Origin of the sequence: Nonomuraea harbinensis, from assembly GCF_019396385.1 — a bacterium.
Classification (GTDB): Bacteria; Actinomycetota; Actinomycetes; order Streptosporangiales; family Streptosporangiaceae; genus Nonomuraea; species Nonomuraea ferruginea.
In genome coordinates this window covers 34023-48979 of the sequence record NZ_JAHKRN010000002.1, presented here as the reverse complement: position 1 = coordinate 48979, position 14957 = coordinate 34023, and the positions used below count along the sequence as shown (strand labels likewise).

General features: G+C 71.8%; 11 protein-coding genes. 7 read left to right on the top strand and 4 right to left on the bottom strand.

The window, feature by feature from the left end; genetic code table 11:
- The first annotated feature begins 8 nt into the window (after positions 1 to 8).
- Positions 9 to 1127, top strand: a complete 1119-nt coding sequence (locus KME79_RS02180; RefSeq protein ID WP_219543102.1) for a C45 family autoproteolytic acyltransferase/hydrolase — start codon at positions 9 to 11, stop codon at positions 1125 to 1127.
- On the opposite strand, the gene KME79_RS02175 is transcribed toward KME79_RS02180, so the two are convergent.
- From KME79_RS02175 to KME79_RS02165, 3 genes are read right to left on the bottom strand one after another with little or no spacing between them, the layout of a single operon-like run.
- Positions 1099 to 2586, bottom strand: a complete 1488-nt coding sequence (locus tag KME79_RS02175) for an AMP-binding protein (protein ID WP_219543101.1) — start codon at positions 2584 to 2586, stop codon at positions 1099 to 1101. The genes KME79_RS02180 and KME79_RS02175 overlap by 29 nt on opposite strands.
- Positions 2586 to 3602, bottom strand: a complete 1017-nt coding sequence (locus KME79_RS46805) for an acyl-CoA dehydrogenase family protein (protein WP_219543100.1) — start codon at positions 3600 to 3602, stop codon at positions 2586 to 2588. Before KME79_RS46805 ends, KME79_RS02175 begins: the two co-directional genes overlap by 1 nt.
- Positions 3599 to 4765: an acyl-CoA dehydrogenase family protein gene (locus KME79_RS02165; RefSeq protein ID WP_219543099.1), complete on the bottom strand. Its 1167-nt coding sequence runs from the start codon at positions 4763 to 4765 to the stop codon at positions 3599 to 3601. Before KME79_RS02165 ends, KME79_RS46805 begins: the two co-directional genes overlap by 4 nt.
- A 181-nt stretch (positions 4766 to 4946) precedes the next feature.
- On the opposite strand from KME79_RS02165, the gene KME79_RS02160 reads away from it, so the two are divergent.
- The 5 genes from KME79_RS02160 (at position 4947) to KME79_RS02140 (ending at position 12729) form a co-directional block, all read left to right on the top strand.
- The gene (locus tag KME79_RS02160) at positions 4947 to 6266 is read left to right on the top strand and encodes a sensor histidine kinase (protein ID WP_246639150.1); all 1320 of its coding nucleotides are present in this window, start codon (positions 4947 to 4949) and stop codon (positions 6264 to 6266) included.
- A 50-nt stretch (positions 6267 to 6316) separates the two neighbouring features.
- The gene (locus KME79_RS02155) at positions 6317 to 6877 is read left to right on the top strand and encodes a TetR/AcrR family transcriptional regulator (RefSeq protein ID WP_246639149.1); all 561 of its coding nucleotides are present in this window, start codon (positions 6317 to 6319) and stop codon (positions 6875 to 6877) included.
- A 65-nt stretch (positions 6878 to 6942) separates the two neighbouring features.
- Positions 6943 to 9507 carry a CocE/NonD family hydrolase gene (locus KME79_RS02150; RefSeq protein ID WP_219543097.1) on the top strand — a complete coding sequence of 855 codons (2565 nt, stop codon included), beginning with the start codon at positions 6943 to 6945 and terminating at the stop codon, positions 9505 to 9507.
- The gene (locus KME79_RS02145; protein ID WP_148030267.1) at positions 9504 to 10349 is read left to right on the top strand and encodes an ABC transporter permease; all 846 of its coding nucleotides are present in this window, start codon (positions 9504 to 9506) and stop codon (positions 10347 to 10349) included. Before KME79_RS02150 ends, KME79_RS02145 begins: the two co-directional genes overlap by 4 nt.
- Positions 10350 to 10602: 253 nt before the next feature.
- The gene (locus tag KME79_RS02140) at positions 10603 to 12729 is read left to right on the top strand and encodes an ATP-binding protein (protein ID WP_308248751.1); all 2127 of its coding nucleotides are present in this window, start codon (positions 10603 to 10605) and stop codon (positions 12727 to 12729) included.
- Positions 12730 to 12777: 48 nt separating this feature from the next.
- On the opposite strand, the gene KME79_RS02135 is transcribed toward KME79_RS02140, so the two are convergent.
- Positions 12778 to 13779 carry a terpene synthase family protein gene (locus tag KME79_RS02135; RefSeq protein ID WP_219543096.1) on the bottom strand — a complete coding sequence of 334 codons (1002 nt, stop codon included), beginning with the start codon at positions 13777 to 13779 and terminating at the stop codon, positions 12778 to 12780.
- Positions 13780 to 14052: 273 nt separating this feature from the next.
- On the opposite strand from KME79_RS02135, the gene KME79_RS02130 reads away from it, so the two are divergent.
- Complete coding sequence (locus KME79_RS02130; RefSeq protein ID WP_148030263.1) at positions 14053 to 14952, top strand: proteasome assembly chaperone family protein; 900 nt, start codon at positions 14053 to 14055, stop codon at positions 14950 to 14952.
- Positions 14953 to 14957 lie beyond the last annotated feature (5 nt).

Genomic DNA, 14957 nt, shown 5'->3' with positions numbered 1-14957 from the left:
TCGGCGGCATGAACATCACCCAAGTCGCGGGCGGCAGGGACGACTTCCAGCTCGTCCGCCACATGACCGTGGAGGGCGGCCAGACCGAGATCGGCCGCCGCCTCACCGAGGAGGCGCTGCGGCTCGGCTGGCGGCCGCAGCCGTCGCACCCCACCGTGAACCGGGCCAGGCGGGCCTGGTTCGAGCGGCACTGGCCGCAGCAGCACGCCCGGATGGACGGCGCGGCCGAGGCGCTCGGCCTGGACCCGGACCAGGACGAGCTGGCCCTCGACGGGCTCGGGTACGTCCCTGCGGGCTCCGCCTGCTCGGCCCTGTGGGTGCCGCCGTCGGCGTCGGCGGACGGGCACGGCAGGATCGGCCGCAACTACGACTTCTTCACGCTGACCACCAGTGAGGTCATGGGCGGTGACCCGGCGCCGGGCGAGCCGCCGATGGCGTCGCGCCCGTACGTGATCACCACGGTCCCGGACGACGGCCTGGCCTCCACCGTGATCACGATGTCCGACCTGGACGGGTGCATGGACGGGATCAACGAGGCGGGGCTGGCGGTGACGCTGCTCATCGCCGACATCGACCAGGCGTCCCCGCCGGAGAACGTCTCCCCCCAGGTGGGGCTGAGCAGCGTGCAGCTGCCCCGGTTCCTGGTGGAGACCTGCGAGACCGCCGAGCAGGCCAAGCAGGCGCTGCTCTGCGCCAAGCAGTACGACCACGGCACGCCGCTGCACTACCTGGTGGCCGACGCGCACGGCGGGGCGTTCGTCTGGGAGCGCGGCAGGGACGGCTCGGAGCACGTCGTGGAGTTCGGCGGCGGGCCGCTGTGCGTCACCAACCACCTGCTGCACCGCAACCCGGACCCGATGGCGCTGCCCGCCGACACCGAGAACACGCTCGGCACGTACGGGCGGCTGCGCGCGCTGTACGAGCGCAGCAAGGGCGTCACGCTGTCGGGCCGCGACCTGCGTGACAGCCTGGAGGCGGTGCGGCAGCCCGAGTCCGGGCCGTTCCGCACGCTCTGGAGCACCGTCTTCGACACCGCCGAGCGGACCCTGTCGGCCTCCTTCTACCTGGGTGCGGAGCGCTACACCGAGGAGCTGGTGTTCAGCCCGCGTCGAGGTACTCCTGCCTGACCTTGGACCGCGACAGCTTGCCCGTCGGGGTGCGGGGCAGCCGCTCCCGGTACTCGATCACCCTCGGGTGCTTGAACCTGGCGATGCGCGGGCCGCAGTGGGCGAGCAGCTCCGCGGTCAGCTCCGGGCCGGCGGCGACGCCCTCGGCCGGCTCGACGAGGGCGACCACCTTGTGGCCCCACTCCTCGTCGGGCACCCCGATGACGGCGACGTCGGCGACCGAGGGGTGCTCCAGCAGCGCGGCCTCGATCTCGGCGGGGTAGATGTTGACCCCGCCGGAGATGATGAGGTCGGTGCGCCGGTCGCACAGGAACAGGAAGCCGTCCTCGTCCAGGTAGCCGATGTCGCCGGGGGCGTACCACTCGCCGCGCATGCTGGCCGCGGTCTTGGCCGGGTCCTTGCGGTACTCGAACTTGCCGAGGCTGGACTTGACGTAGACGAGGCCGGGCTCTCCCGGGGGCAGCTCGGTCCCGTCCTCGGCGAGGATCCTGGCTTCGAAGGTGGGCGCGGGCCGCCCGACGGTGCCGGGCCTGGCCAGCCAGTCGTGCGGCTTGACGGAGAAGGCGATGGTGGACTCGGTGGAGCCGTAGTACTCGTAGAGCACCGGCCCCCACCAGTCCATGATCCCTTGCTTGACGGCGACCGGGCAGGCGGCGGCGGTGTGGATGACCTGCTGGAGGCTGGAGAGGTCGTGGCGCCGCCTGACCTCGGCGGGCAGTTGCAGCATCCGGTGGAACATGGTCGGCACCATCATCGCGTTCGTCACCCGGTGGCGCTCGATCAGCTCCAGCACGGTCTCCGGCTCGAACCGGGGCGCGATCACCACGGTGTGGCCGAAGTGCAGCGCGAACTGGGTGTGGGCGCACGGCGATGAGTGGTACATGGGCGAGGTCACCAGGTGGATCCCGTCGCCCGGCTTCAGGTCGACGACCTCGCCCAGGAACCAGGTGTACATCGGCACGATCGCCTCGGGCTCGGCGCCGGGCAGCGGCCGCTGCACCCCCTTGGGGCAGCCGGTGGTGCCGGAGGTGTACCACATGACGGCCCCGGCGGTGCGGTCGCCGGGCGCGGTGGCGGGCTGCCCGTCCGCGAGCCCCGCGGTGCCGATCTCGGCGCCGGGGACCGCGTACTCCTGGCTGGTGACGACGAGCTTGGCCTCGGAGTCCTTGACGATGTAGTCGATCTCGGGCGCGGCGAGGTGCCAGTTGATCGGCACGTAGTACAGGCCGATCTGGCCGGTGGCCATGAGCATGATCACCTGGTCGAGCCCGTTGGGCAGCACGCCGGCCACCACGTCCCCGGTGCCGAGGCCGCGCCCGCGCAGCCCGTGGGACACCTGGTTGACCAGCGCGTGCAGCTCGCCGTACGTGGTGCGCGAGCCGTCGGTGTCGATGACGGCGACCCGGTCGGGGTCGGCCTGGGCGATGGCGTAGAAGCCGGGCGACTGGCTGATGTCCATCACAGCTCCAGCAGGTCGGCGATCCTGGCACGGTGGAGGCGGGGCGGGCCGAGCAGCACCTCGTCGGTCTTGGCCCGCTTGAAGTAGAGGTGGGCGTCGTGTTCCCAGGTGTAGCCGATGCCGCCGTGCAGCAGCAGGCTGTCGCGGGCCACCTCGAAGCAGGCGCGGCCCACGTACGCCTGGGCGAGCGCGGCGGCGCCCGGCAGCTCGTCCGGGGCCTCGTCGGCGGCCCAGGCGGCGTAGCGGACGATCGACTCGGCCTGCTCCAGCTTGCCGTGCATGTCGGCGAGCTTGTGCTTGACGCCCTGGTACGAGCCGATGTAGCGGCCGAACGCGACCCGGATCTTGGCGTAGCCGACGATGGCGTCGAGCGCGGCCCGCAGCACGCCCAGCTGCTCGGCGGCGAGCGCCACGGCGAGCCGGTCGGCGATCCCGTCGGCGGGCTCGCCGAGCGTCCGGGCGGGCGCGCCGTCCAGGACGACCCGGGCCTGGCCGCGGGTGATGTCGAGGGTTTCCAGCGGGGTCCTGGTGACGCCCTCGGCGGTGAGGTCGACGGCGTGCAGCGCGGATCCGGCGGTCACGAGCAGCACGTCCGCCTCCATGCCGGACAGCACCTGCGGGAGCGTGCCGCTGAGGCGGCCTGTGTCGTCAGCCGTCACGTCCGCTCCCGGCAGGGCGAGGGTGGCGGCGACGCGGCCCTCGGCGATGCCGGCCAGCAGCTCCTTGTCGGGCGCCCGGGTCAGCGCGACCGCGGCGAACACGGTGGCCAGGAAGGGCCCGGGGAGCAGCACCGCCCCGGTCTCCTCCAGCGCGACCGCCAGCTCGGCGAAGCCCGCGCCCGCTCCCCCGTACTCCTCGGGGACGATCAGCCCCGACAGGCCGAGCTCGCCGTTGAGCCGCGCGTACACCTCGGGGTCGTGGCCCTGGCGGGCCTTGGCCGGCGGCGAGGCGGCGGCGAGGAAGTCGCGGACGGCGGCGCGCAGCTCGCGCTGCTCCTGGCTGGGTACGAGTTTCACGCCTGCGTCCCCACCTTCAGGTCCTTGAACGGCACGGTCTTGTCCACCCGGGGTTCGGGCGGCAGGTTGAGCACCCGGTCGCCGACGATGTTGCGCATGATCTCGTTGGTGCCGCCGCCGAGCGCCAGCCCCGGCGCGGTGGAGAGCACGGTGCCGAGCGGGTGGCCGCCGACGACCGACTCGGGCCCGGCCAGCCGGGTGGCGAGGTCGGCCTGGTAGAGGGTCAGCTCGGCCAGCAGCAGCTTGGCGGCGCTGCCGCGGGCGCCGGGGAACACCCCCGCCTCGGTCTCCTGGGCCAGCCGCTGGTTGAACAGGGCCAGGGCGCGTGAGCGGATGTGCAGCTCGACGAGCTCGTCGCGGACCAGCGGGTCGCTCGTGTCGACGGTGCGGCGCAGCGCCTCCAGCGAGGCGGGGTTGTCCTTCTGGCCGCCCATGCCGACCCCGGCGGAGATCGACAGCCGCTCGTGCAGCAGTGTCGTGACGGCGACGCTCCAGCCGTCGTCGACGTCGCCGACCCGGTGCTCGTCGGGGATGTGCACGTCGTCGAAGAAGATCTCGTTGAAGTTGGACCGGCCGCTCATGTCCTTCAGCGGCCTGACGGTGACGCCGGGGTGGTGCATGTCGACCACGAACATGGTCAGGCCCTTGTGCTTGGGCACGTCCACGTTCGTCCGGGCGAGCAGCAGCCCCCAGTCGGCGTGCTGGGCGACCGACGTCCACACCTTCTGGCCGTTGACGATCCAGTCGTCGCCGTCGCGCTCGGCCCTGGTCTGCAGGCTGGCCACGTCACTGCCGGCCCCGGGCTCGGAGAAGAGCTGGCACCAGATCTCCTCGCCGCGCAGCAGCGGCCGGACGAACCGCTCGCGCTGGGCGTCGGTGCCCCGGTCGACCAGCGTCGGGCCGGTCATGCCCAGGCCGATGGAGAACACATAGATGGGCAGGGTGAAGTCGCGGGCCGCGGCGGCGAACGCGCGCTCCTCCTCCTGGGTCAGGCCCTGGCCTCCCCACCGCTCCGGCCAGGTGATGCCGGAGTATCCGGCGTCGTAGAGCCGGGCCATGAAGTCCTTGGCCTGGGCGATCGGATCACCGTCCGCGCGCCCTTCCGACGGGACGTTCCGCTCCAGCCAGTCCCTGGCGGCGCGCTGGTAGTCCGCTGGGTTCACATCGACTCCCTCGCATCAGTGCTCACTTACTCTAGCCACGCCTTCGCGGACCGTACAGAGCAATGATCTGGTGGAGATTTGCACCATTTGTCGCCGAATCTCCGCTAAGTGGAATTAAGGTGACTCTATGTGATGACATGACCACGGAGGGGAGCGGGTGGTCACACGGTTCATAGGGTCCATGCGCGGGCGACTGACGCTGATCGCCACCGCGTACATGGCCGTGCTGTGCGCCGCGGCGGGCGGCTTCCTGCAGTACGCGCTCTACCAGACGGCCGCCGACCACCAGCGCGACGCGCTGGAGCGCAGGGCCATGCGGGTGGTCGAGCTGATCCAGCACGGGGAGGCCCCGAAGCGGCTCGCGTCCGACCCTCAGATCGACATCCAGGTGGTCGACGAGACGGGCAGAGTGTTCCTCTCCAACTCCGACATCGCCGGGAAGCCGCGGATGAGCACGCTGGTGCCGCCGGAGCGCGCCGTCAGCAGCACCGAGGAACAGTGTGACCTGCCCCTCTACCCCGGCCAGTGCAACTGGGTCGTCGCCTACCGCTTCGCCGGGCCGACGGGCGGCGACTGGGTGGTCTACACGACCGAGAAGGCCGTTCCGTGGTACGTCGCGCCGCGGGTGCCGCTCGCCCTGACCGCGATCTTCTTCGCGCCGGTGGTGCTGGCCGCGATCGGCGCGTGGCGGGTGGTCACCAAGACGCTGAAGCCGGTGGACCGCATCCGCGCCCGCCTCGCCACGATCACCGCCACCGACGTCGGCATGCGGGTGCCGGTGCCCGGCCACGACGACGAGATCCAGTCTCTGGCCGTCACCGCGAACCAGACCCTGGAGCGGCTGGAGTCCGCGGCCGAGCGGCAGCGCAGGTTCGTCTCCGACGCCTCCCACGACCTGCGCAGCCCGATCACCGCGATGCGCACGCGGGTGGAGGAGGCGCTGCTGTATCCCGGGGAGAGCGACTGGCCGAGGACCGGCCGCGAGCTGCTCGACAGCCTGGACCGGCTGCAGGCCATCGTGACCGACCTGCTCATGCTGGCCAAGCTGGACGCGGGCGCGCCGGGCGAGCGGGAGCCGCTGGACCTGTCCGAGGTGGCCCGCGCGGAGGCGGCCAGGCAGCGGACCAAGCGGGTGGTCACCACCCTGCAGCCGAACGTGCTGGTGACCGGCGACCGGCTGGGGCTCAGCCGCCTGATCACCAACCTGGTCGACAACGCCGAGCGGCACGCCGAGTCCACGATCATCATCACCGTCCGGAAGGACGGCGAGGCCACCCTGGAGGTGCTCGACGACGGCGCCGGCATCGCCCTGGAGGACCGCGAGGTCGTCTTCGAGCGGTTCGCCCGCCTGGACGCCTCACGCAGCCGCGATGCCGGCGGCACCGGGCTCGGCCTGTCCATCGCCCGCGGAATCGCCCGCGAGCACGGCGGTACGCTCACGATCGAGGACTCCGACCGCGGTGCCCGCTTCGTCCTACGATTGCCTCTGCGGGGTGATTAGAGTTACGGGCTGTGACTCCAGGTTTTGGCCGGTTACGGCGTGATGATTTGTTGAAGGCGTCCTGCGAGGTGATCGCCGCGCAGGGGTTCGGGCACACCAGGACCATCGACATCGCCAGAGCGGCCGGCGTCAGCCAGGCGCTGCTCTTCTACCACTTCGAGACCAAGGACCGGCTGTTCGCCGAGGCTTTCGCGTACGCCGCACGACGCCATATGGAGTCGCTCGCCGCCGTCGAGCACTCCCCGAAGCCGCCGCTCGACCGGCTGCGGGCGCTGCTCAGGCTCTCCTCCCCCACCGCCTCGCCCGAGGGGTGGCGGCTGTGGATCGACGCCTGGGCGGAGTCGATGCGCAACAAGGACCTGCAGCGCACCTCCCGCAGGCTGGACGTGCAGAGCAGGCAGGTGATGCAGAGCATCATCGAGGCGGGGGTCGCCGCCGGGGACTTCACCTGTCCCGACCCGGAGGGCTCCACCTGGAGGATCTTCGCGCTCGGCGACGGCCTGGCCATACAGATGAACGTGCACGGGCGCGTGCTGCCCCGGCGCCGCGTCACCGAGCTGGTCAAGACCGCCGCCGCCAGGGAGCTGGGCCTGTCCGCCGACGACCTGTGAGGGGCTCCGGGGCGGTGTGCGGGCCGTCTCAGAGTTTTCTCAGGTCGGGAAAGTAGGCTCCCCGCATGAAACGTACGGCCGCGCTGGTCGCGGTGCTCGCTCTGCTCGGGGTGACGGTGTGGCTGGTGTGGCCGTCCGTGCCCGAGGTGCGCGGACAGGCCCAGCGCATCACCGTCGTGGACGGGCCGTCCGACGACCAGCGGGTCGAGCTCGACGTCACCTTCTTCCCGCCGCCGGAAGGCGGCAGGGCGCCCGCCGTGCTGCTCGCGCACGGCTTCGGCGGCAGCAAGCGGAGCGTCCGCGCGGAGGCGACGGAGCTGGCCCGGCAGGGCTACGCGGTGCTGACCTGGTCGGCGCGCGGCTTCGGCGGCTCGACCGGCGAGATCGCGCTGAACTCGCCGGACTACGAGGTCAAGGACGTCAAGCAGCTCATCGACTGGCTGGCCGGGCGTCCCGAGGTGCTGCTCGACGCGGCGGGCGACCCGCGCGTGGGCATCACCGGCGCCTCCTACGGCGGCGCCATCGCGCTGCTGACCGCGGCCCACGATCCCCGCGTGGACGCGATCGTCCCCCAGATCACCTGGTCGGACCTGGGCGACGCGCTCTTCCCCGACGCCGCGGGCGGCGGGCCCGCCAACGGCGTGTTCAAGCGCATGTGGGCCGGCATCTTCTTCGGCCAGGGCGGCGCGGTCCAGGGCGGCGCCGCCGAGGGGCTGGAGGCGCTCACCCGCCGGCCGCAGCCGATGACCGCCGAGCAGGCGCGGTGCGGCCGCTTCCTGCCCTCGATCTGCGAGATCTACCAGGACGTCGCCACGACCGGCAAGGCCACCCCGGAGGCCGTCGAGCTGCTCAAGGCCTCCAGCCCGGTCCACGTGGCGGGCCGCGTCAAGGCGCCGACGCTGCTCATCCAGGGCCAGCGCGACTCTCTGTTCCCGCTCGGCCATGCCGACGCGAACGCCAGGGCCATCGCCGCCGCAGGCACCCCCGTCTCCCTGGCCTGGTACGACGGCGGCCATGACGGCGGCGACGGCGAGGCCGACTGGCTGCGTGAGCAGACGCTGGCCTGGTTCGGCCGCTACCTCAAGGGCGACGACACCGCCGCGGTGAGCGCCTTCACCATCACCCGCGACGGCGGCCGCGACCCCGGCACCCGCCAGCGCATCCGCCTGCACCCCGAGGCCGACGCCTACCCCGGACTCGGCGGCACCGACGTCACCGCCGTCACGCTGAGCGGGCCGGAGCAGCACGTCGCCAACCCGCCGGGCGGCTCACCCGCCGCCGTCTCCACCGTGCCCGGCGTGAGCGGCCTGCTCGGCGGCGGAGGCCAGGGCACCACCGGTCTGTCGATCGACATGCCCGGCCAGAGCGCCGCCTTCGAGTCGGCCGCGCTCACCGCGCCGCTCCAGCTCACCGGCAGCCCTTCGGTCAAGGTCAGGGTCCACGGCAGCGGCGAGGTGACGCTGTTCGCCAAGCTCTTCGACGTGCCGGACTCGTTCCAGCCGCCGGCGCTGCCCGCCGGGCTGGTCGCGCCGTTCCGGGTGACGATCCCCGAGGGCGCCGGCAGCGCGGAGGCCACCGTCACCCTGCCGGCGGTCGACCACCGCTTCGAGAGCGGCCACCGGCTGCGGCTGGTGGTGTCCACGACCGACATGGCCTACGCCACTCCGGCCGAGCCCGCCTCCTACCGGATCGGGCTGGTCTCGCCCGCCCTGTCGGTGCCGACCGTGTCCTCGCTGGCCGCCCCGCCGTCCGGGATCGCCTGGTGGGTGTGGGCGATGCCGCTGGCGGCGATCGCCGTCGCCGCGGTCGTGCTCGCCACCGGCCGCACCGGGGCCCGCCGCGCCGCCGGGCCGCCCGCGGCCGAGCGCGTCCCGGCGCCGGACGACGCACCGCCGCTGGAGATCAGCGGGCTCACCAAGGCCTACCGCAACGGCGAGCTCGCCGTCGACGGCCTGTCGTTCCGCGTCGAGGAGGGCCAGGTGCTGGGCCTGCTCGGCCCCAACGGCGCCGGCAAGACCACCACGATGCGCATGATGATGGGCCTCATCCGCCCCGACGGCGGCGGGGTCCGCATCTTCGGCGAGCCGGTCACCCCGGGCGCGCCGGTGCTGTCCAGGCTCGGCTCGTTCGTCGAGGGGCCGGGCTTCCTGCCCCACCTGTCCGGGCGCGACAACCTGGAGCTCTACTGGGCCGCGACCGGCCGCCCGGCCGCCGACGCCCGCTTCGACGAGGCCCTGGAGATCGCCGGGCTGGGCAAGGCGCTGGAGCGCGCGGTGCGCACCTACTCCCAGGGCATGCGCCAGCGCCTGGCCATCGCCCAGGCCATGCTCGGCCTGCCCGACCTGCTCGTCCTGGACGAGCCCACGAACGGCCTCGACCCGCCCCAGATCAGGGAGATGCGCGAGGTGCTCAAGCGCTACGCGCGCGACGGCCGCACGGTGATCGTCTCCAGCCACCTGCTGGCCGAGGTGGAGCAGACCTGCAGCCACGTGGTGGTGATGCACCGCGGCAAGCTCGTCACCACCGGGCCGGTGTCGGTGCTGCTCAGCACGGCCACCGCCACCGCGACCAACGGGCACGGCCCGCGCCTGGAAGACGTGTTCCTCGACCTGATCGGAGACAAGGCATGACGGCCGCACCCGGCTACGCGCCGCGGCGTACGCTGCCGCTGCGGGTCGAGATCGTCCGGCAGTTCAAGCGGCGGCGCACGATCGTCGCGTTCGGGCTGCTGCTGGCGCTGCCGTGGATCCTGGTCATCGCCTTCCAGTTCGGGCCGCAGGGCCCCGGCAACGGCCAGGGGCTGCGGATCTCCGACCTGGCGACGGAGAGCGGGCTCAACTTCGCCGCGTTCGCGCTGTCGGCCTCGGCGAGCTTCCTGCTGGTGGTGGCGGTCGCGCTGTTCTGCGGCGACACCGTGGCCAGCGAGGCGAGCTGGTCCTCGCTGCGTTACCTGCTCGCCGCGCCGGTGCCGCGCGACCGGCTGCTGCGGCAGAAGCTCGTCGTGGCGCTCGGCTACTCGGCCGCCGCGGTGATCTGCCTGCCGCTGATGGCCCTGCTGGCGGGCACGCTGGCCTTCGGCTGGGACGACATCCAGGTGCCCGGCACCGGCGAGACCATCCCGGCGCTCGACGTGCTGCCCCGCTTCGGCATCGTGATCGGTTACGCGCTGGTCAGCCAGCTCGTCGTGGCGGCGCTGGCGTTCCTCATCTCCACCGTCACCGACTCGCCGCTGGGCGCGGTGGGCGGCGCGGTGGGGCTCTGGATCGTCTGCACCATCCTGCAGGCGGTGGAGGCGCTGGGCGTGCTACGCGAGTTCCTGCCGACGTTCTGGAACAACGCCTGGATCGACGCCCTGGCCCCCGAGCTCGACTGGAGCGGCATGGCCAAGGGCGCCTCGGTGTCGATCACGTACGCGGCGATCCTCATCGCGATCGCCTTCCGCCGCTTCCGGGTGAAGGACGTCGTCAGCTGAGCGGGGTCGCGCACCGGTCTCGGGGACTATCCCCAGTGAGGGGGGCGGTTGTCGAGGTAGAAGGCGTCGGGGTCGTCGTCGCGCCAGTCGCCCCAGCCGAGGTCGGTGTCGTCGGAGGTCTGCTCCGGGAGAAAATCCTGCACGGCAATCATGCTACTCGGTGCTACAAACCCCCTCCCGGGCCGGAATCCGGTGCCGGGACACCCCGCGGGAGCGGCGGTACGATGCGAGGGCAGGTTGTCGCCTATCCCCCGTGAGGTCGTTGATGGCCACCCCGACAGGATGGCGGCGAGACGGCAATCTACCGGCGGAGCTGACGAGCTTCGTGGGGCGGACCCGCCTCCTCGCCAACCTCAAGCGACACCTCGGTGAGTCGCGCCTGGTCACCGTCACGGGCATCGGCGGAGTCGGCAAGTCCCGCACCGTGCTGCGGCTGGCGCACCAGGTCCGCGGTCTTTACCCCGACGGCGTGTGGTTCGCCGACCTGGCCCGGCTGCAGGACGCGGGCATGGTCCGCCACACGATCGCCTCCGCGCTCGGCATCGCCGACCAGTCCTCGCGCGCCGAGTCCGAGACGCTCTCCGAGTGGGTCGGCGACCGCGACATGCTGCTCATCATCGACACCTGCGAGCACCTCGTGGAGGGCTGCGCCGAGCTGGTGCACGAACTGCTGGAGGCGGCGCCCAACCTGAAGGTGCTGGCCACCAGCCGCCAGTCGCTCCACCTGCCCTACGAGCAGGTGGTGCCGGTGCCGCCGCTGCAGGTGCCCGACGACGACCCGATGGAGAACCTCTTCACCAACGAGTCGGTGCAGCTGTTCACGGCCCGGGCGGTGGCCGTCCAGCCCGACTTCATGCTCGACGAGGACAACATCAACGCGGTGGCCGAGCTGTGCCGCCGGCTCGACGGCATCCCGCTCGCGATCGAGCTGGCCGCGGTGCGGCTGCGCGCGCTGTCGGTGGAGCAGATCCTGGGCCTGCTGGCCGACCGGTTCAGCCTGCTGGCCGGGGCCAGCCGCACGGCCCTGCCGCGTCACCAGACGCTGCGGGCGGCCATCGGGTGGAGCCACGAGCTGTGCGAGCCCGCCGAGCGGCTGCTGTGGGCGCGGCTGTCGGTGTTCGCCGGCGACTTCGAGCTCGACGCGGCCCGGTTCGTGTGCTCCGACGAGCGGCTGCCGTCGGAGGACATCACCGACCTGGTGACCGGGCTGGTGGAGAAGTCGATCCTGCTCATCCGCAGCAACCACGCCGGGGTCCGCTACAAGCTGATCGACACGCTGGCGGAGTACGGCGAGGAGTGGCTGGACAAGCTCGGCCAGACCCAGGTCATGCGCCACAAGCATCTGCAGTACTACCTGTCGCTGGCCACCCGCAGCGAGGACGCCTGGTCGGGGCCGCGGCAGATCTACTGGTTCATCCGGATGCGGCAGGAGCACGACAACGTACGGCTCGCGCTGGAGCACGCGCTGCGCACCCCCGGCGAGACGCTCATGGCGCTGACCCTGCTGTCGTCGCTCTGGTTCATGTGGGTGTGCTGCGGCTTCGTCCGTGAGGGCCGGCTCTACCTGGAGCGGGCGCTGGAGGCCAACCCCGGCGTGAGCAAGGAGCGCTGCAAGGCGCTGTGGGTGCTGTCGTACGTGCGCAGCGCCCAGGGCGACAGCGTGGGCGCGCTGGAGGCGGCCGAGGCGTGCAGCACCGAGGCGGTCCGGGTGGGCGACTCGCGGGCGGTGATCCTGGCCTCCAAGATGCAGGGCACGGCCGCGCTGCTCCAGGGCGACCTGCAGAAGGCGAGCGCGCTGCTGGGCGTGGCGATCGAGTTCAACACCGACAACAAGGAGCTGAACCCGGGCCTGCTGCCCGCCATCGTCGAGCTGTCGCTGGTGCTGTCGGCCCAGGGCGAGGTCTACGAGGCCGAGTCGCTGCTGCAGGACTGCCTGCAGGTGTGCCGTGAGCGGGGCGAGCTGTGGGTCGGCTCGTACGCGCAGTGGGCGATGTCGCTGACCAAGCTGGCCACCGGCCGTCCCGACGAGGCGCTGCACAGCGCCCGCGAGGGGCTGCGGGTCAAGCGCCACTTCCACGACACGCTCGGCACCCTCCTGGCGCTGGAGACCACGGCGCGCATCTGCGTGGCGCGCGACCAGGACCGGGTGGCCGCGGTGCTGCTCGGCGCGCTCCATCAGAACTGGAAGACGGCCGGGCTGCCCATGCTGGGCGCCCCGTTCCTCACCACCGACCACGACCAGTGCGTCAAGGAGTGCCAGAAGTCGCTGGGCGAGAAGGCCTACTGGGCGGCGTTCGAGGAGGGCGGCAGGCTGGACCTCGACGAGGCGTCCGCGCTCGCGCTCGGCGACCTGGACGCCCCGGAGGACTCCACCGGCTGAGACGGTGAACGCCGTGCCCGGGACCGGCACGGCGTGAGGGGGGCCGGATCAGACGGCCTGCGGCCAGCGGGTGCCGGTCGGCCAGGCGTGCACGTAGCGCGCGCTGCCCAGCGAGAACTCGATGTGGCCGCGTACCCAGTGTTCGAGGCCCAGCACGTACCTGCGGACCGGCAGCGGCGCCCAGGTGTCGAGGCGGGCGCGCCGCTCGACGAAGGCGTCGATGGCGGCGTTGTGCATCCTGGAGACCTCGTGCAGCGCCTCCTGGAGGGTCAGCGCCCGGTGGGTGGCCAGCACGGTGACCAGGTTGTGCCGGGCCTTGTCGTTGCCGCGTTCCTTGGCGTACGAGAGCAGGTCGTTGTCCCAGCCGATGAGGTCGCAGGCGAGGTCGGACAGGGCGCGCACGTCGGGGTGGTGCCACTCCTCGGCTTCGAGGCGGTAGCCGCCGCCGACGTCGATCAGGGCGAAGCAGGTGAACGTGGCGCCGGTGATGCGCCGCATGAGGACGTAGTCCTCGGGGGTGGGGATGAGGTCGGCCTCGCGGTTGGCGGCCTCCCAGATCTGGGCGAAGAGATACTCCTTCACGGTCGTCCGCCACCGGTCGACCTGGGCGGGGGTGCCCAGCTCGGCGATGCGGTCGAGCAGCTCGCGCAGGGTGACGCCGAAGGGGTCGCCGGGGGCCGGTTCCCTGCGTCTGTCGAGGACGTCGAACAGGGGCGGCAGGGCGCGGGCCAAGGCGGAGGGCCGGTGGCCCATCAGCTCCCCTTCGCAGAACGCGTCGTCGAAGGCGAACAGCCAGTTGTACCAATCGTTGATCAGTCTGAGGCTCTCGCGGGGCACGGGCGGGTTCGTCCGCGCCGCGAGCATGCCGATCTTGGAGCGGCGGAAGTGCTCGATCGCGCCGGTTCCGTCGAGCATGGACGAGGCGGCCAGCCACAGATGGCTCTCGGCGTCGACCTCGGCCGCGTGCTCGTTGATCTCGTTGGGGAAGGGGCACGGGAGCGGAGGGATGCGGAGTGGTCGCCTACCAAAGGAGTGCGCAGAAGTAGCCACCCACCCAGCATGACGAGAGAGTGTCCGAAAGGCCACACTCGGCTACCATCATGCATTTGCAGGTTATTTCATACTGTGAACCATTCGCCCCCTCCGTTGCTCAGGCCCTCCATGCCACCGGAACTGGCGGGGTCGAACAGCCTGGTGACGGACTCTTCGGGCTCCGGGTCCCCGTCCCTGTATCCCGTTGTGTCTCGATAGGGTGCCCTGCACGGAATCGTTCCGGCTCGCCGTGGGTTCTGGATGTGAGTACCTAGGGAAAGGCTGTCCAACGTGTTCGACCCGACGGATCTATACAGGCTCGCCGAGGACCTCCCCGAGCTGACCGATCCGGTGTTGCTGTATCACTTCGACGGCTTCGTCGACGCCGGGGCCGCCGGACGGCTCGCGCTGCGCCACGTGCTGGACGAGCTGGAGCACCGGGTCGTCGCGACGTTCGACGTGGACCGGCTGCTCGACTACCGGTCCAGGCGGCCGATCATGGTGTTCGACACCGACAGGTGGGTGGAGGTCGAGACGCCGGAGCTGGTCGTCTACAGCGTGAAGGACGCGACGGGCACCCCCTTCCTGCTGATGACCGGCCCCGAGCCGGACCGCGCGTGGGAGCTGTTCATCCGGGCCGTCGGCACGCTCGCCGGCCGGTTCGGGGTGAGCAAGATGGTGACCATGCACGGCATCCCGATGGCCGTGCCGCACACCCGCCCGCTGGGCCTCACCATGCACGCCAGCCGGCCGGAGCTGATGAGCGGCAAGCCGAGCACGTTCGGCCGGGTGCAGGTGCCGGGCAGCGTGGCGGCCCTGATGGAGTTCCGGCTCGGGGCGGAGGGGCGGGACGCGATCGGCTTCGCCGTGCACGTGCCCCACTACCTGTCGCAGGCCGAGTACCCGACGGCCGCGGTCGCCGCGCTGGAGGCGGTCACCAGGAACACCGGGCTGATGTTCCCGCTGGACGCGCTGCGCGAGGCCGCGGAGCGCACGACCGTGGAGATCGAGGAGCAGATCAGCTCCTCGGCGGAGCTGTCCAGCGCGATCAGCGGGCTGGAGCAGCAGTACGACGCGTTCGCGGCCGGCGAGGAGCGCGAGAACCTGATCGCCGAGTCCATCCCGATGCCGACCGGCGACGAGCTGGCGGCGCAGTTCGAGCGGTTCCTGGCGGAGCGCGACGACGATTGATCACC